This is a genomic window from Rhodopseudomonas infernalis, assembly GCF_022271405.1.
GTDB lineage: Bacteria > Pseudomonadota > Alphaproteobacteria > Rhizobiales > Xanthobacteraceae > Rhodopseudomonas > Rhodopseudomonas infernalis.
This window is the reverse complement of sequence record NZ_JAJNAL010000026.1, coordinates 1-20,151: the sequence shown is the minus strand read 5'-3', so window position 1 is coordinate 20,151 and position 20,151 is coordinate 1. Positions and strand designations below refer to the sequence as shown.

Genomic DNA, 20,151 nt, shown 5'->3' with positions numbered 1-20,151 from the left:
CGGGCGCTCTAATGTGTCCCGGAACCACAAGGAACACCGAATGGCAGTGATCGAATCCACCGTCGCGCCGGGGAGCGAAGGCTTCAGGGCCAATCGCGACGGCATGCTGGCGCTGATCGAGCGGATGCGGATGCTGGAGGCGCGGGCGCGCACGGCGTCGGCGGCGTCCGCCGAGCGCTTCCACAAGCGCGGGCAGTTACTGCCGCGCGAGCGGGTGGCGCTGGTGCTCGATCCGGGAGCGCCGTTCCTCGAACTGTCGACGCTGGCCGGCTACATGTTCGACACGACCAATGCCGACAAGAGCACGCCGGGCGGCGGCGTGATCGGCGGCATCGGCTACGTCGCCGGCATCCGCTGCATGATCAGCGCCAACGATTCCGGCATCGACGCCGGCGCGCTGCAGCCCTATGGTCTCGACAAGACGCTGCGCATTCAGGAACTGGCGCTGGAGAACAAGCTGCCGTTCGTGCAACTGGTCGAGAGCGCCGGCGCCAATCTGCTGCGCTACCGCGTCGAGGATTTCGTCCGCGGCGGAAACATCTTTCGCAATCTCGCGCTGCTGTCCGCGGCCGGGCTGCCGGTCGTCACAGTTACGCACGGTTCATCGACGGCGGGCGGCGCGTATCAGACCGGTTTGTCGGATTACATCGTGATGGTGCGCGGCCGGACGCGCGCGTTCCTGGCCGGCCCGCCGCTGCTGAAGGCCGCGACCGGCGAGATCGCCACCGAGGAAGAACTCGGCGGCGCCGAGATGCACACCTCGGTTTCGGGGCTCGGCGATTATCTTGCCGAGGACGACCGTGACGCGCTGCGGATCGCGCGCGACATCATGGCCGATCTGCCCTGGGACCGTTCCGGGCCAGGGCCTGACCCCGCGGACTATCATCCGCCGCTCTACGCCGCCGAAGAACTGCTCGGCATCATGCCGACCGACCACAAGCGCCCGGTCGACATGCGGCAGGTGATCGCGCGGATCGTCGACGATTCCGATTTCACCGAGATGTCGCCGAATTATGGGCCGGCCACGGTGGTCGGCCACGCCAAGATCGTCGGACAGCCGATCGGCATCATCACCAACAACGGTCCGCTCGATCCGGCGGGCGCCAACAAGGCGACCCACTTCATTCAGGCGTGCTGCCAGTCGCGCACGCCGATCCTGTATCTCAACAACACCACCGGCTACATCGTCGGCAAGGCCTACGAGGAAGCCGGCATGATCAAGCACGGCTCGAAGATGATCCAGGCGGTGACGTCGGCGTCGGTGCCGCAGATTACGATCTACTGCGGCGCATCGTTCGGCGCCGGCAACTACGGCATGTGCGGCCGCGGTTTCCATCCGCGATTCTGCTTCTCCTGGCCGAACGCCAAGACCGCGGTGATGGGCGGCGAGCAGGCGGCGGAGACCATGGCGATCGTCGCCGAGGCGGGTGCGGCTCGAAAGGGCGTGCCGGTCGATCGCGAGAAGCTCGACCAGATGAAGGCGGGTATCACCGCGGTGTTCAATGGGCAGATGGACGTGTTCGCGACCTCGGCGCGGATGCTCGACGACGGCGTGATCGATCCGCGCGACACCCGCGCGGTGCTCGCCGAAGTGCTGGCGGTCTGCCGTGAGAGCGAGGCGCGCACCCCGCAGCAGATGCAGTTCGCGGTGTCGCGGGCATGATGATGACGCAGATGTCGAAAGCAACGCCGTTCACCAAGATCCTGATCGCCAACCGTGGCGAGATCGCGCTGCGCGTGATGCGCACCGCGCGCCGCATGGGCTACGGCGTCGTCGCCGTGTATTCGACCGCAGACGCGGATTCGGCGCATGTGCGCGAAGCCGACGAGGCGGTGGCGATCGGCGGCGCGCAGCCGTCCGAGTCCTATCTCAACATTCCGGCGCTGATCGAAGCCGCGAAGATTGCCGGCGCCGATGCGGTGCATCCCGGCTACGGCTTCCTGGCCGAGAATGAGGATTTCGCTGCGGCGTGCCGAGATGCCAGGCTGGTCTTCATCGGGCCGTCGGCGGAGTCGATTGCCTCGATGGGCAACAAGGCCGGGGCCAAGGAGATCATGCTGAAGGCCGGCGTGCCTTGCGTGCCCGGTTATCAGGGCGCGGATCAAACCGATCCCGCGATGATCGCGGAAGCCGGCAAGATCGGCTTCCCGGTGATGATCAAGGCGGTCGCCGGCGGCGGCGGTCGCGGCATGCGGCTGGTGAAGGACGCTGCCGCACTTCCGGATGCGCTGCGCAGCGCGCGGTCCGAAGCGCAGAGCGCGTTCGGCGATCCGACCGTGATCCTCGAGCGCGCGATCGTCGATCCGCGCCACATCGAGATCCAGGTGTTCGGCGATCGCTATGGTCACGCGATCCATCTCGGCGAGCGCGACTGCTCGGTGCAGCGCCGGCACCAGAAGCTGATCGAGGAGGCGCCGTCGCCGGCTGTTTCCGAAGCGCTGCGCGAGCAGATGGGCGTGGTCGCGGTCAACGCCGTCAAGGCGATCGGCTACGAGGGCGCCGGGACGCTGGAGTTCCTGCTCGACGCGCAGGGCCAGTTCTACTTCATGGAAATGAACACCCGGCTGCAGGTCGAGCATCCGGTGACAGAAGCGATCACCGGGCTCGATCTGGTCGAACTGCAGCTGCGCATCGCCGCCGGCGAGCCGCTGCCGCTGCGCCAGGACGACGTGACCTTCAAGGGCCACGCCATCGAAGTGCGGCTGTGCTCGGAAGACGCCGACAAGGACTTCATGCCGCAATCCGGCCGGATGGCGGTGTGGCGGATGCCGGGCGAACTACGCGTCGAGCACGCGCTGCAATCCGGGTCTGAGATCTCGCCCTACTACGATTCGATGATCGCTAAGATTATCGCGGTCGGCGCCAGCCGTGAGGAGGCGCGGCGCAAGCTGGTGCACGGCCTCGACAATACGGTGGCGTTCGGCGTCGCTACCAACCGCGGCTTCCTGGCAGCGTGTCTGCGCCACGACGTGTTCGCACGCGGTGAGGCGACCACGGCGTTCATCGCGCAGAACCGCGAGGCGCTGACGCGTGCGTTGCCGGAGGACGCGGTGCCCGCCGCCGCTGTCGCCGCGCTGCTGCTCTACGTCACGGATCCGCACGCCTATCAGCACCGCGCGGGTCGCTCGCTGGCCGCTGCGTTTCCGACCTTGCTGCGGCTCGAACTCGATGGCGCAGCGCAGAGCTGCGAGGTGATGCGCGAGCGGGACGGGCGCTACCTTACGGTCCACGACGGCCGTCGCGTCAGCTTCACGATCGAGGCGCTGAGCAAAGAGAGCATCCGCTTCCAGGCTGAGGATTTCAGCGAGTCGGCGGTCTATCACCGCTCCAGCGACCGGTTGTTCGTGCAACGACTCGGCGTTGCCAACACCATTGTCGATCTGACCCGGGCGGCGCCGCAGCGCGCCGCGGCGGGGGGCGGCGACGGCAAGCTGCGCGCGGCGCTCAACGGCCGCGTCGTCGCTCTGCTGGCGAAAGCCGGGGACCGCGTCGAGGCCGGCCAGCCGGTTCTGACGCTGGAGGCGATGAAGATGGAACACGTGCATCTCGCACCGACCTCGGGCATCGTGACGATCGACGTCGCCGAAGGCGAACAAGTCACCACCGGCCGCATCGTCGCGCAGATCGAAGCGGTGGCGTAGAGGTGAGAAGCACTGACTATCCCGTCATTGCGAGGAGCGAAGCGACGAAGCAATCCAGCTGAGTGCGCGGAACTGGATTGCTTCGCTGCGCTCGCAATAACGGAGAGGGAGGACGATTGAAATGACCAACGACGCCGTGATCATCGAACAGCGCGATCAGGCGCTGTGGATCACCATCAACCGCCCCGACAAGCGCAATGCCATCAACGCCGGCGTGGTCGAGGGCATCACAAGCGGCTGGAAGCAGGCGCACGACGATCCATCTGTGCGCGTGATCGTGCTGACCGGGGCCGGCGACAAGGCGTTCTGCGCCGGCGCCGACCTGCAATCGACCGGCGCGGCATTCGCGTTCGATTTCTCCAAGCCGAACGTCGACTACGCCGACCTGCTGCGGCTCGCGCAGAATGCCACCAAGCCGTCGATCGCGCGCGTCAACGGCACCTGCATGGCCGGCGGCATGGGCCTGTTGTGCATGACCGACATGGCGGTCGCGGCCGACAGTGTGCAGTTCGGCCTGCCGGAAGTGAAGGTCGGCGTATTCCCGATGCAGGTGATGAGCCTGCTGCAGGACATCGCGCCGCGCCGGCTGATTGCCGAATGGGCGCTGACCGGCGAGCCGTTCGATGCGGCGGCGGCACGTGACGCCGGCTTGCTCAACTACGTGGTGCCGGGCGCCGAACTCGACGCCAAGGTCGAATGGCTGGTGAAGCGTCTCACCGACAAGTCGCCGACCGCGATCCGCCGCGGCAAATACGCAATGCGTGCTATCGCGTCGATGTCGTTCGACGAGAGCATCGCCTACACCGAAAGTCAGATCGCGCTGCTGGCGATGACCGAAGACGCCAAAGAAGGCCTCAAGGCCTTCGCCGAAAAACGCAAGCCGGTGTGGCCGGGGAAGTGACTTAGGGGCACACGCTCTCCATGAGTCATTCCGGGGCGTCCGCCGCAGGCGGACGAACCCGGAATCTCGGCCGTGCCCTGAACATCGGGATTCCGGGTTCGCGCTGCGCGCGCCCCGGAATGGCTCGTGGAGAGATTGTCGCATAACGGCCACGTCGTTCAAGTGGCGGTCGGAAGACGAAAGGGAGAACGGCGATGTTGGCATCCGAGATGATCCGGCGTGGGGCGATCTATCACGGGCCGAAGACGGCGGTGATGTTCGGCGACCAGACGATGACCTTCACCGAGGTCGACCTTCTGTCCAATCGCATCGCCAACGTGCTGATCGACACGCTGAAGCTCGACGTCGGGCGGCGGGTCGGTCTGCTGCTGAACAATTCGATCTATACGCTGCCGCTCGATTTCGGCTTCGTGAAATCGCGACTATCCCGCGTGCCGCTGAATTCGCGGCTGTCACTCGTCGAGCAGCAGCAGATGCTGGAGGGCGCGGGCGTCGATACGCTGATCCACGGTACGGATCTGACGGATCGGGCCCACGAACTCGCCAAGACGATGCAGGGCCTGAAGCTGATCAGCATCGGCAACGTTGCCGATCCGAATGATCTGCTGCAACTCGCGCAGGCAGGGTCCGACGCATTGCCGTCGCGCAAGCCGGAGCCCGATGACGTCGTCATCACCATCTTCACCTCCGGTACCACCGGCAAGCTCAAGGCGGTCGAGCACACCCAGGCGAGCTGGGGCGCGGTGGCCACCAACGTGCTGATCAACATGGAGGTCGGCGAGGGCGACGTGATGCTGCACGCCGCCTCGATGATCCACGCCTCCGGCTGCTTCATCGTGCCGTATTGGCTTCGCGGCGGCGTTGCCGCGGTGCTGCCCGGCTTCACGCCGGCGAGCTATCTCGACGCGGTCGAGCGCTGGAAGCCGGCCGCGCTCAATCTGGTGCCGACGATGATCGGGATGCTGCTCGATCATCCTGGAATCGAGCAGGCGGATTTCTCGTCGGTGAAGAGCATCATCTACGGCGCTTCGCCGATGCCGCGGCCGGTGATGCTGCGCGCGTTGAAGCTGTGGGGGCCGCGCTTCGCGCAATATTACGGCCAGTCCGAAGCGCCGATCTTCATCACTAATTTGACGCAGCAGGATCACGTCGGGCCCAAGGCCGAGCAGCGGCTCGCGTCCTGCGGCCGGCCATCGATCGACTGCGAGATCAAGCTCGTCAACGAGGAAGGCGACGAAGTTGCGCCGGGCGAAGCGGGCGAGATCGCGCTGCGCACGCCGTTCGCCATGAAGGGCTACTACAACGCGCCCGAGCTCAACGCCCAGATGTTTCTGCCGGGCGGCTGGCTCCGGACCCGCGACGTCGGGCGGTTTGATGAGGACGGCTATCTGTACCTGGTCGACCGCACCTCGGACATGATCGTCACAGGCGGCTACAATGTCTATCCGCGCGAGGTCGAGGACGCGCTCGCCGCGCATCCGGCTGTGCGCGAGGTTGTGGTGGTCGGTCTGCCGGACGACAAATGGGGCGAGAGCGTTGCGGCCTTCGTGGCCCTGCGCAAGCACTCCAGCGCCGAGGAGGCCGAACTGATCGCCTTCGCGCGCGAGCGGGTGGCGAGCTACAAGGTGCCGAAACAGGTGCGTTTCATCGACGATGTGCCGAAGAGCCCGGTCGGCAAGCTGCTCCGCCGCGCGGTGCGCGATCCGTTCTGGCAGGGACGGGACCGGAAGATCTGAGAAGGTATCAGACCTTGCTGTGCCTTTCCTTTGTTATTCCGGGGCGCGCCTCTTGGCGCGAACCCGGAATCCCGATGTTGTGGAAATGACAGAGTCGCAGAGCTCTTCGGGATTCCGGGTTCGCTCGCTGCGCGAGCGCCCCGGAATGACGAACGAGAGGACTGAGCTTGCTGCTACACATTGCTCTCCGTGATCGCGCTGTACACCAGCGTGCGGAGTTCGCGTCGGATCGGGTAGGCGCTGGAGGGGAGCAGCTGGGTCATGAAGATGGTGATCAGGTCTTCGGCCGGGTCGATCCAGAATGCGGTCGAGGCCGCGCCGCCCCAGTAATATTCGCCGACGCTGCCCGGCAGCAGGGTCTGCGCCGGGTTCATGTTCACCGCGAAGCCGAGGCCGAAGCCGATGCCGGCGTTGGTGGCTTCGCTGAACATCGAGCGCGACATCTCGGTGAGATCGCGATTGCCGGGCAGGTGATTGGTGGTCATCAGCTTCAGCGTCTTCGGCCCGAGCAGACGGACGCCGTTGAGTTCGCCGCCGTTCAGCAGCGCGCGGCAGAAGGTGAGGTAGTCGTCGGTGGTCGAGACCAGGCCGCCGCCGCCGGAGATCAGATCGGGCGGAGCCAGGAAGCTCGAATTCGCCGGATCGTCCGACAGCTGCATGCCGCCCTTGCCGTCGGCCGAGTAGCAGGCGGCGAGGCGATGCGCTTTGGCCGGCGGGACGTGGAAGTCGGTGTCGACCATGCCGAGTGGATCGAGGATGCGCTGCTTGACGAATTGCTCGAACGGCATGCCGCTGATCTTCTGGACGATGTAGCCGACCACGTCGGTCGACACCGAGTAGTTCCAGGCGTCGCCGGGCGAGAACTCGAGCGGGATCCGCGCAAGGTCGGCGATCCAGGATTCGAGCGTGCCGGCCTTTTCGAAGGCGCCGATGCCCTTGTCGCGATAGGCGGCGTCGACATTGGTGCGATTCTGGAAGCCGTAGGTCAGGCCCGACGTATGCCGCAGCAGGTCGACGACCTGCATCAGGCGCGCCGGCGGCTTGGTCAGGAACAGCGGCGCGAGGCCGGCCTGAAACACCCCGAGCCCGGCCCACTCCGGAATGTACTTCGCCACCGGATCGTCGAGCTGGACGCGCCCTTCCTCGAACAGCATCATCAGCGCCACCGAGGTGATCGGCTTGGTCATCGAGTAGATGCGGAAGATGGTGTCGTCTTTGATCGGGACGCTGCGCTCGCGATCGGCATGGCCGAGCGAGGAGCGATACGCGATCTGGCCGCGGCGATAGATCAGCGTCTGCGTGCCGGCCAGTTTTCCGGGGTCGAGATAGACCCGCTGCAGATGATCGTCGATCCGGAGCAGCGCGGTTTCCGAGAAGCCGGCGGCGCTGGCCGCCGAACCCAAGGAGGCTGTGCGTGAGGGCGAGGCTTGGACCGGCATAAGAGGCACTCCGTGGACACAGGCGTGGGCTGGCGCGGATCGGCGGTTGGTGTCGTCCACCGGTTCCACAACTCTGGATAAAGGAAATCCCGCGAACGTTCTATCTTGGGCGATGGCCGCACCGGGAATCTGTGCGATTTTGAGCACACGAGCGGCATTGGCGGCAATGAGCCTCCGCGCAGGCCGATCTGCAAGTGACGCGCTTATCACACAGGAACGCTTGGTGTAGCGTCCGGCCGTTGCCAACCGGGAATGGAAGATGCCGCAATTCGATGAGACCGAGCTGACCGAGGCGGTCGTCGCAAGCTTCGACGAGACGCCTGATCCGCGCTTGAAGCACTTGATGCGTGAACTGGTCCGCTCGCTTCACGACTACGTTCGCCGCACCGGGCTGACCTTCGAGGAGTGGCAGAAGGCGATCGATTTCCTGACCCGAACCGGCCAGAAATGTTCGCCGAGCCGGCAGGAGTTCATCCTGCTGTCGGACGTGCTCGGCGTCTCGATGTTGGTCGATGCGGTGAATCACCGCGAACGGGACGGCGCCACCCAGACCACGGTGCTCGGACCGTTTTACGTCGGCGAGCACAAGCCGATGCCGAACGGCACGGATATCTCCGAAGGCGTCGAAGGCGAGCGGATGTACGTCCAGTGCCACGTGGTCGATCTCGGCGGCCAGCCGCTCGCCGGCGTGCCGGTGGATGTCTGGCACGCCGATGATGACGGTTTCTATGATTCGCAGAAGCCGTCCTATGCCGAAGCGGGCCCATCGTTGCGCGCGCAGTTCGTCACCGACGCCGAGGGCCGATTCGCGTTCCGAACCATCTTGCCGTGCAGCTATCCGATCCCGATCGACGGCCCGGTCGGCGAACTGGTTCTGGCCGCGCATCGCCATCCGATGCGACCGGCGCATGTGCATTTCCTGGTGAACGCGCCGGGCTTCGAGCCGCTTATCACCCACGTGTTCATCGAGGGCGACAAGTATCTCGAGAGCGACGTCGTGTTCGGCGTCAAGGACGATTTGATCTCGAGCGTCGAGCTGCGCAACGACGCGGTGATGCCCGACGGCCGCGATGCCCCAGGGCCGTGGCATCTGATGACTTACGAATTCCGGCTGAAGCCGGGCAGGGGTGCCGCGCCGCGGCCGATGATGGCTGCGGCGGCGGGATAATGACGGAGTTCAGCGTGAGCGGGGACATGCGGGCATTCGGCCCGGCTGGAGCGCAGATCGGGCCGATCGGCCAGGGCACCTGGTACATCGACCGCGGCGACCGCGCCGGCGCGATCGCAGCGCTGCGCCGTGGCCTCGATCTCGGCATGACCCATATCGACACCGCCGAGATGTACGGCGACGCCGAGCCGCTGGTCGGCGAGGCGATCGCCGGGCGGCGTGATGACGTGTACCTGGTGTCCAAAGTGCTGCCGAGCAATGCCTCGCGCAGCGGCACGATCGCGGCCTGCGACCGCTCGCTGCAGCGGCTCAAGACCGACCGGCTGGATTGCTACCTACTGCACTGGCGCGGGCAATATCGGCTGGCCGATACGGTAGCGGCGTTCGAGCAACTGGTTGCTGCCGGCAAGATCCTGTCGTGGGGCGTCAGCAATTTCGACGCGGGCGATCTGCGGGAACTGCTCAAGGTCGCGGGGCCCGGCAAGATCGTCTGCAATCAGGTGCTGTATCATCTGCGCGAACGCGCGATCGAGCATGCGGTGATCCCGTGGTGTGAGGCGCACGGCGTCGCCGTCACCGCTTACTCGCCCTTCGGTCACGACGAATTTCCCGCGCCGCGCAGCGCGGAGGGGCGGGTGCTGCAAGCCATCGCCGACCGCCACGACGCGACGCCGCGGCAGGTCGCGTTGGCGTTTCTGACGCGCCGGCCTTCGGTGTTCGCGATCCCAAAGGCGGCCGATCCCGCCCATGCGGCGGAAAATGCCGTGGCTGGCGCGCTCCGCCTCAGCGCCGATGATCTCGCGGCGATCGACCAGGCTTTCCCGCTCGGGCCGGAACCGGCCAGCCTGCCGATGCTGTGACGGCCGCACCGGCGGGGGAGCGGGCGCATAGCGCAATCCCGCTTTCCGGCCTTGTGCAGCGGCTGCGGACATCGTTTTGTCGGTTTGTGAGTTGAAAGCCAGCCCGCTTGCGGCTCACCCATTCCGATCTCGTTTCATTGCATTGCCGGATACGTGACCACCACCACCTCGCCCAACGCGCCCGATGGGGGCCGCCGCCTGACGCATCGCCATGCCGATCAGCCGCTCCGCGGCATCGCGCTGATCGTGCTCTCGACCGTGTTTCTTGCCTGCTCGGACACGCTGGCGAAGTATCTCGGCCGCACTCTGCCGCCGATCGAGATCGGCTGGATCCGGTTTCTGGTGTTCCTGATGATCATGACGCCGGTGGCGATGTTGTCGTCGGGCTCGCCGCTGCGCTCGGCGCGGCCGAAGCTGCAGGTGTTGCGCGCGCTAGCGCTGGTCGCCTCGTCGGTGCTGTTCATCAGCGGCCTGCAGTTCCTGCCGATCGCGGAAGCATCGGCGACCTCGTTCATCGCGCCGCTGTTCGTCACCGGGCTGTCGATCGTGCTGCTCGGCGAGAGCATCGGAATCCGCCGCTGGGCCGCCAGCGTGGTCGGTCTGATCGGCGTGCTGATCGTGATCCGCCCCGGATCGGCGACATTCAATCCGGCGGTGATCTTTCCAATCCTGTCGGCGCTGAGCTGGGCTGTGACGCTGACGCTGACGCGGATGATCAGTGGCGCCGACCGCGCCGTCGTCACCATGACGTTCTCGGCGCTGGTCGGCTTCATCGCGCTGAGCGCCATGGTGCCGTTCGTGTGGGTCACGCCGAGCTGGGACGGCATCATGGTCGGCGTCCTGGTCGGCTTGGCCTCGACCATGGGGCAGTGGATCGTGGTGCTGGCCTATCGCTATGCCGACGCCTCGGTGCTGGCGCCGTTCACCTACAGCCAGCTCATCTGGGTGACGTTCCTCGGCTTCGGCATGTTCGGCGAGATTCCGGATGTCTGGACCTTCGTCGGCGCCGCGGTGATCATCGCCAGCGGCCTCTACACCGCCCACCGCGAGCGGCTCCGACGCAAGCAGCCGCCGGTGCCGGCGGAGCCGTATCCGAGTCCCTGAGCGCACGTCATTGCAAGCGCAGCGAAGCATTCCAGGGGAGCCGTGCGCTACGCTGGATTGCTGCGTCGGCTTCGCCTCCTCGCAATGACGGAACTCACACCGGCTTCGATACCAACGCGATCATCGATGCGGCGGAGAGCCTGGCTGGCGGCGCTCCGGTGCGGCGTCGGAAAATGGCTATTTGATCTTCACCGCAACCGCATGGTGAATCGTTGGTTGATTGCATTATCGATGAACCTGCGAACCCGAGCCTGACTACTCGTAATAGTGCAGATGCGTTTCGATCTGAACTTTAAGCATTAGGCAAAACCGCGATGAAATAGTGCGGCGTCTCTCCCTGTCTGGGCCGTACATGTTTCAAGTCTTCTCTGAATGGGATAACCAGCACACAGGGTTCGTCACTCTGGGGCTCGCATTGTGCCTGCTCGGAGGCATGGCGGCGGTGGGCGCGTGGCGCTTCACTTACATCAGTTCGGGCCGGGTGCGGCGGGGTTGGATAATCGCCAGCTGTGTCGCGGCGGTCTGCGTCGTCGTCAACACGCTGGCGGTTGCGCTACTCTTGGCATCGCCTGCTGAAATTCTCATGCGCGACATTGCGCTGGCGATCATCACCGTGACGATCCTCGGCATGACCGTGTCGGTCGCGATGGCGGTCTGGTCCGGTGCGCAAGGAACGCAGAACTTCCGCAGCGCCTTGGCCGAACGCGTCATGGTGCTCGATGCCGTCGTCCAGGAGGATAAGGCCGGCTTCTGCTTGTTCAGCCCGGAGGGACGGCTGGACTCATGGAACGAGGCTTTTCTCAACATCTATGCGGTGGCGCCAAGCCAGCCGCTGGCGGGCAGGAGCCTGGCCGGACTGATCAAAGTTCTGCGGCGCGGCGGCAATCTGCTGGCCGACTTCGGGCAACTCTCCGAAATCAAAGCCGCGAGTGCGAGCGGGGAACCATCGGAGGTGACTCTCGAACTCCGCGACGGACGTCACATCCGGATCGAGTTTCGGCCACTGCCGAACGGCGGCTGGATCGCCAAGCATGCCGACGTCACCGACTACAAGATGGCCGAGCAGCGTTTCGCCTATCTCACGCTGCACGATATCGCCACCGGACTGCCGAACCGGGCCGCTTTCAATCAACGCATCGTTCACACTCTGGCCATCGCGCGCGATCAGCACGCGAGCTTCGCGGTGATTCGGCTGGGGATCGATCGGTTCAAGGAGATCAACGACGTATTCGGCCAATCGGTCGGCGACGCGGTCCTCGCCAGAATGGCGGAGCGGCTCAACGAGACGTGCCATTGGGGTTTTCTCGCGCGGCCGGGTGGTGACGAATTTTCGATCGTGACGACGCCGGTTCCGGTCGCCGATGTCGTCGAGGAGATCTGCGCAAAGGTCGCTCAGCTCTGCGATCTCGAGCTCGAGGTCGACGGGCACGCGATCCGCGTCGGCTCGACTGCCGGCGTCAGCATCTATCCGCACGACGGCGATAATGCCGATACGCTGATCGCCCATGCCGACGTCGCGCTGTATCGCGCCAAGACCGAGCGGCGCGGCACTGTCTGCCTGTTCGAGCCGGCGATGGATCTGCAGATCCGCGAGAGGCGAGCGTTGCAGCGTGAGCTTGCGGAGGCGCTGCCGAACGGCGAGTTCGAACTGCACTACCAGCCGCAGGCCACAGCAGACGGTGTGATCGTCGGTTTCGAAGCCTTGCTCCGCTGGCGGCATCCAGTTCGTGGGATGGTACCGCCTGCGACTTTTATTCCATTGGCGGAGGAGACCGGACTGATCGGCGCGATTGACGAGTGGGTGCTGCGCACCGCCTGCGTCGAGGCCGCGTCCTGGTCCAATCCCCTGGCGATCGCCGTCAATCTGTCGCCGCTCGATTTCCGGCGGCTCGATGTGCCGGCGCTGATCCTGCAGGTGCTGATGGAAACGGGGCTCGATGCAAAGCGGCTCGAGGTTGAGATCACCGAGGGCGTGCTGATCGACGACTTCGCCGGCGCGATCGCCATCCTGCGGCGGATCAAGAAGCTTGGCGTCCGCGTGGCGATGGATGATTTCGGCGCGGGCTATTCGTCATTGTCCTACTTGCAGTCGTTTCCGTTCGACAAGATCAAGATCGACCAGGTGTTCACCCGCAAGCTCGAGAACAATCCGGATTCCGCCGCAATTATCGAGGCGATCATCGATCTTGCGCATCGGCTGAACCTGCCGGTCATCGCCGAGGGCGTCGAGACGGAAAGCCAGCTCGCGTTTCTGGCTGGGGCAGGGTGCGAGGAAGTGCAGGGCTACCTGATTGGCAAGCCGTGCCCGATTGGGCTGTATCGGCAGATCACCGGGGCCTCGTGCGCTCCGCAACTGCTGGCTAAGGTCGGCTGAGGTTTTGCTGCACTGCAATGTTTCTCGAGGCCGCCTCTTGAATTTCGTCAGCTGCGAGATCGCACACGCGCAATTGTGCCGTGCGGCCTTGCTCGACCGGCGCCAGTGTTTTTATATGCCGGTCCCCGCACATGGCGGGCTCCGAACTCATCGCGTTGTCCCGGGGGAGGGTGCTCGCCGGCGGCATCGCCGTCCGCACCCACTCCTGCCCACCACCGCAATCAAAATCAGAAGAAGAGGTTCACGATGGTCAACCGCATGCAATTCTACATCGACGGCGCCTGGGTCGATCCCGTCGCCCCCAAATCGACGCCGGTGGTCAACCCGGCCACCGAAGAGGCGATGTACGAAGTTGCACTCGGCTCCAAGGCCGACGTCGACAAGGCCGTTGCCGCCGCCAAGCGGGCGTTCGAGACCTTCTCCCAGACCAGCCGCGAAGAGCGCATCGCGCTGCTCGAAAAGATCATCACGATCTACAAGGGCCGCATGAAGGACATCGGCGCCGCGGTCTCCGACGAGATGGGCGCGCCGCTGCCGATGGCGGAGAAGATGCAGGCCGGTGCCGGCCTCGGCCACATCATGTCGACGCTCGACGTGTTGAAGAACTATCACTTCGAGGAGCCGATGGGCTCGGCGGTGATCGTGCGCGAGCCGATCGGTGTCGTCGGCATGATCACGCCGTGGAACTGGCCGCTCAACCAGATCGCCTGCAAGGTCGCCCCCGCGCTCGCCGCCGGCTGCACCATGATCCTCAAGCCGTCGGAGTTCACCCCGACCTCGGCTTTGATTTTTGCCGAGATCCTGCATGAAGCCGGCGTTCCGAAGGGCGTGTTCAACCTCGTCAACGGCCTCGGCCCGGAGGTCGGCGCCGCGATGAGCGAGCATCCGGACATCGACATGATCTCGTTCACCGGCTCGACCCGCGCCGGCGTCGATGTCGCCAAGCGCGCGGCGCCGACGGTGAAGCGCGTCAGCCAGGAGCTCGGCGGCAAGTCGCCGAACGTCATCCTGGAAGACGCCGATATGACCAAGGCGGTGACCGGCGGCGTAATGCACATGTTCAACAACTCCGGCCAGTCGTGCAACGCGCCGAGCCGGATGATCGTGCCGCTGTCGAAGATGCAGGAGGTCGCGGCGATCGCCAAGGGCGTCGCCGAGAAGACCAAGGCCGGCGATCCGCGTGGCGATGGCACCACGATCGGTCCGGTGGTCAATCGCGGCCAGTGGGACAAGATCCAGGCGCTGATCAACAAGGGCATTGAGGAAGGCGCGACCCTGGTCGCCGGCGGCCCCGGCCTGCCGGAAGGCGTCAACAAGGGCTTCTATGTCCGTCCGACCGTGTTCGCCGACGTCACCGAGAACATGACCATCGCGCGTGAAGAAATCTTCGGGCCGGTGCTGGTGATCATGGGGGCCAAGGACGAGGACGAGGCGGTCAAGCTCGCCAACGACACGCCGTATGGTCTGGCCGGCTACGTCTCGGCCGGTTCGGTCGAGCGTGCCCGCAAGGTCGGCCGGCAGATCCGCGCCGGCAACGTCAATCTGCAGGGCGTGCCGAACGAACGCACCGCGCCGTTCGGCGGCTACAAGCAGTCCGGCAATGGCCGCGAGTGGGGCAAGTTCGGCCTCGAGGAGTATCTCGAGGTCAAGGCGATCGCCGGCTTCAACGCCGCCTGATCGCGACGCCAATCGCGATGTAATCCACGCCGGGATGGTTCGCCGTCCCGGCGTTTTGTTTGCCGAAGCTTGCGTTCGCAGGCGAAAGGTCCGCTAGAGTTGCGACGATACAATTGCTGCGAGCCGGGGAGGAACGAACAATGGCCGACGGCCTGCGCAAGGGACTGACGTCTTACGGTGACGCAGGCTTCTCGCTGTTCCTGCGCAAGGCCTTCATCAAGGCGATGGGCTATTCGGACGACGCGTTGGAGCGTCCGATCGTCGGCATCACCAACACCCACAGCGACTACAATCCGTGCCACGGCAACGTGCCGCAGATCATCGACGCGGTGAAGCGCGGCGTGATGCTGGCCGGCGCGATGCCGATGGTGTTTCCGACCATCTCGATCGCCGAGAGCTTTGCGCATCCGACCTCGATGTACTTGCGCAACCTGATGGCGATGGACACCGAGGAGATGATCCGGGCGCAGCCGATGGATGCGGTGGTGGTGATCGGCGGTTGCGACAAGACGCTGCCGGCGCAGATCATGGCGGCGGTGTCGGCCGATCTGCCGACCGTGGTGATCCCGGTCGGGCCGATGGTGGTCGGCCATCACAAGGGCGAAGTCTTAGGGGCCTGCACCGACTGTCGGCGGCTGTGGGCGAAGTATCGCGCCGGCGAGATCGACGATGCGGAGATCGAGGCGGTCAACGGCCGCCTCGCGCCGTCGGTGGGCACCTGCATGGTGATGGGCACCGCCTCGACGATGGCGTGTATCACCGAAGCGATGGGCCTGTCGCTGCCGATGAGCGCGACGATCCCGGCGCCGCACGCCGAACGGTTCCGCTCGGCCGAGGAGAGCGGCCGCGTCGCTGCCGCGATGGCCAAGGCTAAGGGGCCGAAGCCGAGCGAACTACTCACGCCCGCGGCGTTTCGCAACGCGCAGGTGGTGCTGCAGGCGATCGGCGGCTCCACCAACGGGCTGATCCATCTCACCGCGATCGCCGGCCGCGTCCCGCACGCCATCGATCCCGATGTGTTCGACAGTATCGGCCGCGAGGTGCCGGTGCTGGTCGATCTCAAGCCGTCCGGCGCGCACTACATGGAACACTTTCACCACGCCGGCGGTGTGCCGAAGCTGATGGCGCAGCTCGGCGAGCTGATCGATCTCGATGCAGCGACGATCACCGGCGCGACGCTGCGCGACGTGGTCGCGAAGGCCGAGCACGTGCCGGGGCAGGACGTGATCCGCTCGCGCGATAATCCGATCCGCCGCGAAGGCGGCATCGCGTATCTCACCGGCAATCTCGCGCCGCGCGGCGCGGTGATCAAACATTCCGCCGCGTCGCCGCAGTTGATGCAGCACACCGGCCGTGCCGTGGTGTTCGACTCGGTCGAGGATATGACGCTGCGGATCGACGCGCCCGATCTCGACGTTGCCGCCGACGACGTGCTGGTGTTGCGCAATGCCGGACCCAAGGGTGCGCCGGGGATGCCGGAGGCGGGCTATCTGCCGATCCCGCTGAAGCTGGCGCGCGCCGGCGTCAAGGACATGGTGCGGATCTCCGACGCGCGGATGAGCGGCACCGCGTTCGGCACCATCGTGCTGCATATCACCCCGGAGAGCGCCGATGGCGGGCCGCTGGCGCTGGTCGAAACCGGCGACCGCATCACGCTCGATGTCGCGGCGCGCCGGATCGATCTGCTGGTGGAGGAGGGCGAACTCGCCCGGCGCCGCGCGGCGTTGCCGGGCTCAACCGCACCGCGGCCGGCGCGCGGCTACGCGCAGCTCTTCCACGACACCATCCTGCAGGCGGACGAGGGCTGTGACTTCGACTTTCTCACCGCGGCCGGGCGCCGCGAGCGCTGAGCGCGCCAGCTACATCAGCGTGGCTTCGAGTTCTTCCAGCATCGCCAGCGTTTCGTGGTCGCCGTTGTCTTCGAGCAGCTCGCGCAGGGTCGGCAGATAGTTGTGCAGCACGCGCAGATCGTCGAGGCCCTGCTTGTCGCGCAGTTCGGTGCGCTTCTGCGCGAAGTAAGCCCAGAACGGATTTTCCGCGGCGTCGATATGGATCTGCAATCGCGCCATCACGCGTTCGGATCGAACCTCCCAATTGCAGTTCTTGAAGCTGACATAACGATCGAACGAATCCGACATTCCGAACTCCAAAAGGCGACAGTGCGACATCGAAGCAAGCGACATGCCATCGCCACGGTGGAGCGTTGCTGCGGATGGCTGTCGGATCGATCCGATCTCCGTCGTGATGGTGACGATGTTCACAAGCGCCGGAGGGGCGCGCTGATCGTAACGGCCGACCGCGGGCCGGATCGGCGGCGCGCCGGATGTCGCCATGGCCGATGCTCGAAGGCACGCCCGAGGGCCGCGGCATCGATTGGTATCGCAAGCTTGGCTACGGGTGGGGGAGGGTGGAACCGGCGGCGAAGCTGAAAATATTTTCATCTTCGGGTCGGCAGCCCGATTGCCGGCCGCACGAGCTCTCACAGGCGTTGGACGGTGTTCTGATGCTGTTCGACTGGTCTCAATTGGCCATCGGCACTGGTTAAGCGTTTGATTTTACGACAGGACTTGCAGCGTTCGAAGCTTTTACGAGCCGTTAACCACCGCGGCGCATGGTTCGCTCCATCAGCGCTTAAGCTGCATTTAACTAAAACACGCCTTAATCGCGTTCCTCTGTTCTGCCACATCTGCGTGCGGTAAGATCTTTCCGAAGCGCCGCAGAGTCTGTGGGGATGTCTGGGTGCTTGGCGTATGACTGTCGGTTCGAGGGCGCGTTCTCTGCCCAACCATCGTGGGGCCCGCTCTATGGGTTTTCGTAAATCGCTCGGCGCGATCGCCGTCGCGCTGCCGGTCATCGGTTGTGCCTGGGCCGTGTACACCAACACGGTGGGCGCGAGCATCTATCCCTCCGTGGGCGCATGGGGCGACGAACCCGTCGTCCGCGCCGCGCGGTCGGATTTCGCGTCACGGTTCGAGCCTCTGGCCGCCGCGGCGGCCGCCGCACCGAGCCTGATGGCCCATCTGGCGTACAAGAACGCGTTAGCCAAGCAGGGCGCCGGCGTTCAGGTCGCGTCTGCCGATCCGGGCGACATCTCGGTCACTTCCAGCGTGCAGGCCGCCAACGCTGCGCCGCCGCAGAGCAAATCGGGTCATCGCTATTATGCGCTGCTCGATGCCAATTATTCGTTCGGCTTCGAGCCGGACAGGTTCAAGCCGACGCAGAATAATTCCGCGGCCCCCGCGAATGCCGAAGCGGCGATTGCCGAAGCCATCAAGCCCGAAGCCGGCAAACGCGCTGTCGGGCTGGTCCCGGCGCCGCCGCCGGTCAAGCTGGCGATGGCGGCGGCGACGCCATCGGAGCGTGCCTCCGCGGGGCGCGCGTCCCCCGGACCGACCCGCAATCCGTTCAGCCAGGAAGCCCTGGTCGCCCGCGCCAAGGCGGTGTTGATGGCGCAGCGGTCGGAGAGCAAGTCGAGCTTCTTCGACAAGCTGTTCGGCAAGCCCGACGCCCCGGCGCTGGCCTACGCCTCCGCCGAAGCCGGCGTCACCTCCAGCGGTGAGCCGCGCGATCCCGCCTTCACGCCGTCCGATGATGATCGCTACACCGCGGTCTACGATATCACCGCCAAGACCGTGTACATGCCGGACGGCACCAAGCTCGAGGCGCATTCGGGGCTCGGCCCGAAGATGGACGATCCGCGTCACGTCAACGTCCGGATGCACGGTGCGACCCCGCCGCACATCTACGATATGAAGATGCGCGAGGCGCTGTTCCACGGTGTCGCTGCGATCCGTCTGACCCCGGTCGGCGGCGAGGATATGATCCACGGCCGCACCGGCCTGCTTGCCCATAGCTACATGCTTGGGCCGCGCGGCGACTCCAATGGCTGCGTGTCGTTCAAGGACTACAACGCGTTCCTGCAGGCGTTCAAACGCGGCGAGGTCAAGCGCCTCGTGGTCGTCGCCAGCATGACCTGACGCGGCCATCGGATGCGTCGCGAGTTGCGTGGACCGACGCTGCGGTGCGCGCGAGCTAACCCTCTTTACGACTTCAGACAGGCCGGTCCGGAACCATTTCCGGACCCCGGCGATTGGTGATTCTCATTTGGAGGATCGGCCATGGCCTCACGCACTCTCGTCGGCATCATCGCCTGCACCACGCTGCTCGGCAGCGGCGCTGCGTTGGCTCAGCAGCGCGGCACCGAAGCGCAGCGCGAAGCTTGTACGCCCGACGCGCTGCGGCTGTGCGGGCAGTTCATCCCGGATTCGGAGCGGATCGAAAGCTGTCTGCGCGATGCGGGACCGCGGCTGAGCCCGGCGTGCTACGTCGTCTTCAATCCGCCGCAGGAGCGGTCGCTGCGGACGGTGCGGCGCCAGGGGGCGCCACAGCAGCAGCAGCCGGCCGCGCGGGCCGGGGACGACGACGATGGCTGGGGCCGCCGCAGCTTCGAACGTTGGTGATCAGTTCGCTGCGGCCATCAGGAATGCGGAGCGGAGCCGCGATCAGAAAGGCGGAGCGGACCCGCGATGGACCCGCTCCGATGTCAGGTTAGATAGTTAGCGGCAGACGCGCGAGGTGCGGACAATCCGCTTGCCGTACGGACCGCGGGTCACGACCTTGCGCACGGTGCAGTGCGGACGGCGGTGCATCCCGTGATGGCGATGCATGCGCCGCTGCGCCGAAAAGTCGGTCATCGGCTGAGCCACGCTTGTTGTCGCCGATGCCGCGGGCGCCGCCGACGCCGCGCCGCTGAATGCGCCGAGACCGAGTACCACGGCGGCGGCCATTCCCAATGCAATCTTCTTCACAAGCGTTTCTCCTCGAACTGTCGCTGATCATGGTCGAAAGACCTTGTCGACCTTGGTCGCCGAGGAATGAATTGCTGGTGAAGGAACCATGGCGGGAAAGCGGCAATCCACTCGCGCATTGATTTAGTTGGTGCGCTTGCGGACGGGTGTGGTCGTGGTTGCTCGGCGCTGTCGATGACGTGCGAGAGTAGGGCGAGTCTGTGCCGCAACCGCCGCCGTCATTCCCGCGCATGCCGGCGATGACGGCGTGAGTGGCGCGATGACGTTTGCGCGTGAGGCGGAGCGTCTGCAGAACAACCCCCGTCATTGCCGGGCTTCGGCAATTTATCCTCTTCGCAAAGGCTTCGTTCAGCGCGCTCCGCGCGCGATGGATGCGCGGGCCGTCGCCGCGCCGAAGGGGCTCTGGCCCCGCAGGCGGGTCAAGCCCCGCGCATGACGGCGG

General features: G+C 65.6%; 16 protein-coding genes. 13 read left to right on the top strand and 3 right to left on the bottom strand.

What is annotated here, in order from left to right; translation table 11 throughout:
- Positions 1-40: 40 nt before the first annotated feature.
- The 4 genes from LPW26_RS17095 (at position 41) to LPW26_RS17080 (ending at position 6,279) form a co-directional block, all read left to right on the top strand.
- Positions 41-1,663, top strand: coding sequence for an acyl-CoA carboxylase subunit beta (locus LPW26_RS17095; protein ID WP_238736685.1), 1,623 nt, complete (start codon positions 41-43; stop codon positions 1,661-1,663).
- Between the two features lie 11 nt (positions 1,664-1,674).
- Positions 1,675-3,642, top strand: a complete 1,968-nt coding sequence (locus LPW26_RS17090; protein WP_238736684.1) for an acetyl-CoA carboxylase biotin carboxylase subunit — start codon at positions 1,675-1,677, stop codon at positions 3,640-3,642.
- 121 nt (positions 3,643-3,763) lie between these two features.
- Positions 3,764-4,543 (top strand): enoyl-CoA hydratase/isomerase family protein, encoded by a 780-nt coding sequence (locus tag LPW26_RS17085; protein WP_238736683.1) that lies wholly within the window; start codon positions 3,764-3,766, stop codon positions 4,541-4,543.
- A 194-nt stretch (positions 4,544-4,737) separates the two neighbouring features.
- Positions 4,738-6,279, top strand: a complete 1,542-nt coding sequence (locus tag LPW26_RS17080; RefSeq protein WP_238736682.1) for a class I adenylate-forming enzyme family protein — start codon at positions 4,738-4,740, stop codon at positions 6,277-6,279.
- A gap of 173 nt (positions 6,280-6,452) precedes the next feature.
- Here LPW26_RS17080 and LPW26_RS17075 read toward each other — a convergent pair whose 3' ends face one another.
- Positions 6,453-7,718 (bottom strand): serine hydrolase domain-containing protein, encoded by a 1,266-nt coding sequence (locus LPW26_RS17075; RefSeq protein ID WP_238736681.1) that lies wholly within the window; start codon positions 7,716-7,718, stop codon positions 6,453-6,455.
- 259 nt (positions 7,719-7,977) lie between these two features.
- On the opposite strand from LPW26_RS17075, the gene LPW26_RS17070 reads away from it, so the two are divergent.
- From LPW26_RS17070 to LPW26_RS17045, 6 genes are all read left to right on the top strand, one after another.
- Positions 7,978-8,886 carry an intradiol ring-cleavage dioxygenase gene (locus LPW26_RS17070; protein WP_238736680.1) on the top strand — a complete coding sequence of 303 codons (909 nt, stop codon included), beginning with the start codon at positions 7,978-7,980 and terminating at the stop codon, positions 8,884-8,886.
- Between the two features lie 14 nt (positions 8,887-8,900).
- A complete protein-coding gene (locus tag LPW26_RS17065; protein ID WP_238736679.1) occupies positions 8,901-9,746 on the top strand; it encodes an aldo/keto reductase in 846 nt (281 codons plus the stop codon).
- Positions 9,747-9,899: 153 nt separating this feature from the next.
- The gene (locus LPW26_RS17060) at positions 9,900-10,850 is read left to right on the top strand and encodes a DMT family transporter (RefSeq protein ID WP_238736678.1); all 951 of its coding nucleotides are present in this window, start codon (positions 9,900-9,902) and stop codon (positions 10,848-10,850) included.
- A 583-nt stretch (positions 10,851-11,433) separates the two neighbouring features.
- On the top strand, positions 11,434-13,224 hold the full coding sequence (locus tag LPW26_RS17055) for a putative bifunctional diguanylate cyclase/phosphodiesterase (protein WP_238736677.1): 1,791 nt from the start codon (positions 11,434-11,436) through the stop codon (positions 13,222-13,224).
- A 246-nt stretch (positions 13,225-13,470) separates the two neighbouring features.
- Positions 13,471-14,901 (top strand): aldehyde dehydrogenase family protein, encoded by a 1,431-nt coding sequence (locus LPW26_RS17050; RefSeq protein WP_238736676.1) that lies wholly within the window; start codon positions 13,471-13,473, stop codon positions 14,899-14,901.
- Between the two features lie 140 nt (positions 14,902-15,041).
- On the top strand, positions 15,042-16,751 hold the full coding sequence (locus tag LPW26_RS17045; protein WP_238736675.1) for an IlvD/Edd family dehydratase: 1,710 nt from the start codon (positions 15,042-15,044) through the stop codon (positions 16,749-16,751).
- A 9-nt stretch (positions 16,752-16,760) separates the two neighbouring features.
- On the opposite strand, the gene cowN is transcribed toward LPW26_RS17045, so the two are convergent.
- A complete protein-coding gene (cowN, locus tag LPW26_RS17040) occupies positions 16,761-17,039 on the bottom strand; it encodes a N(2)-fixation sustaining protein CowN (protein WP_238736674.1) in 279 nt (92 codons plus the stop codon).
- 185 nt (positions 17,040-17,224) lie between these two features.
- On the opposite strand from cowN, the gene LPW26_RS17035 reads away from it, so the two are divergent.
- The 3 genes from LPW26_RS17035 to LPW26_RS17025 all read left to right on the top strand — a co-directional run bounded on the left by LPW26_RS17035 (position 17,225) and on the right by LPW26_RS17025 (position 19,361).
- Positions 17,225-17,446: a hypothetical protein gene (locus tag LPW26_RS17035; protein ID WP_238736673.1), complete on the top strand. Its 222-nt coding sequence runs from the start codon at positions 17,225-17,227 to the stop codon at positions 17,444-17,446.
- Between the two features lie 205 nt (positions 17,447-17,651).
- Positions 17,652-18,878, top strand: coding sequence for a DUF2778 domain-containing protein (locus tag LPW26_RS17030; RefSeq protein ID WP_238736672.1), 1,227 nt, complete (start codon positions 17,652-17,654; stop codon positions 18,876-18,878).
- A 141-nt stretch (positions 18,879-19,019) separates the two neighbouring features.
- Positions 19,020-19,361: a hypothetical protein gene (locus LPW26_RS17025; RefSeq protein ID WP_238736671.1), complete on the top strand. Its 342-nt coding sequence runs from the start codon at positions 19,020-19,022 to the stop codon at positions 19,359-19,361.
- Between the two features lie 96 nt (positions 19,362-19,457).
- On the opposite strand, the gene LPW26_RS17020 is transcribed toward LPW26_RS17025, so the two are convergent.
- On the bottom strand, positions 19,458-19,709 hold the full coding sequence (locus LPW26_RS17020) for a hypothetical protein (protein WP_238736670.1): 252 nt from the start codon (positions 19,707-19,709) through the stop codon (positions 19,458-19,460).
- Positions 19,710-20,151 lie beyond the last annotated feature (442 nt).

Coding starts and splice junctions, on each gene's coding strand:
- LPW26_RS17085 (WP_238736683.1), top strand. CDS start 3,764: ATGACCAACGACGCCGTGATCATCGAACAGCGCGATCAGGCGCTGTGG.
- LPW26_RS17035 (WP_238736673.1), top strand. CDS start 17,225: ATGTCGCCATGGCCGATGCTCGAAGGCACGCCCGAGGGCCGCGGCATC.
- LPW26_RS17070 (WP_238736680.1), top strand. CDS start 7,978: ATGCCGCAATTCGATGAGACCGAGCTGACCGAGGCGGTCGTCGCAAGC.
- LPW26_RS17055 (WP_238736677.1), top strand. CDS start 11,434: ATGCGCGACATTGCGCTGGCGATCATCACCGTGACGATCCTCGGCATG.
- cowN (WP_238736674.1), bottom strand. CDS start 17,039: ATGTCGGATTCGTTCGATCGTTATGTCAGCTTCAAGAACTGCAATTGG.
- LPW26_RS17045 (WP_238736675.1), top strand. CDS start 15,042: ATGGCCGACGGCCTGCGCAAGGGACTGACGTCTTACGGTGACGCAGGC.
- LPW26_RS17030 (WP_238736672.1), top strand. CDS start 17,652: ATGACTGTCGGTTCGAGGGCGCGTTCTCTGCCCAACCATCGTGGGGCC.
- LPW26_RS17080 (WP_238736682.1), top strand. CDS start 4,738: ATGTTGGCATCCGAGATGATCCGGCGTGGGGCGATCTATCACGGGCCG.
- LPW26_RS17075 (WP_238736681.1), bottom strand. CDS start 7,718: ATGCCGGTCCAAGCCTCGCCCTCACGCACAGCCTCCTTGGGTTCGGCG.
- LPW26_RS17025 (WP_238736671.1), top strand. CDS start 19,020: ATGGCCTCACGCACTCTCGTCGGCATCATCGCCTGCACCACGCTGCTC.
- LPW26_RS17095 (WP_238736685.1), top strand. CDS start 41: ATGGCAGTGATCGAATCCACCGTCGCGCCGGGGAGCGAAGGCTTCAGG.
- LPW26_RS17050 (WP_238736676.1), top strand. CDS start 13,471: ATGGTCAACCGCATGCAATTCTACATCGACGGCGCCTGGGTCGATCCC.
- LPW26_RS17090 (WP_238736684.1), top strand. CDS start 1,675: ATGTCGAAAGCAACGCCGTTCACCAAGATCCTGATCGCCAACCGTGGC.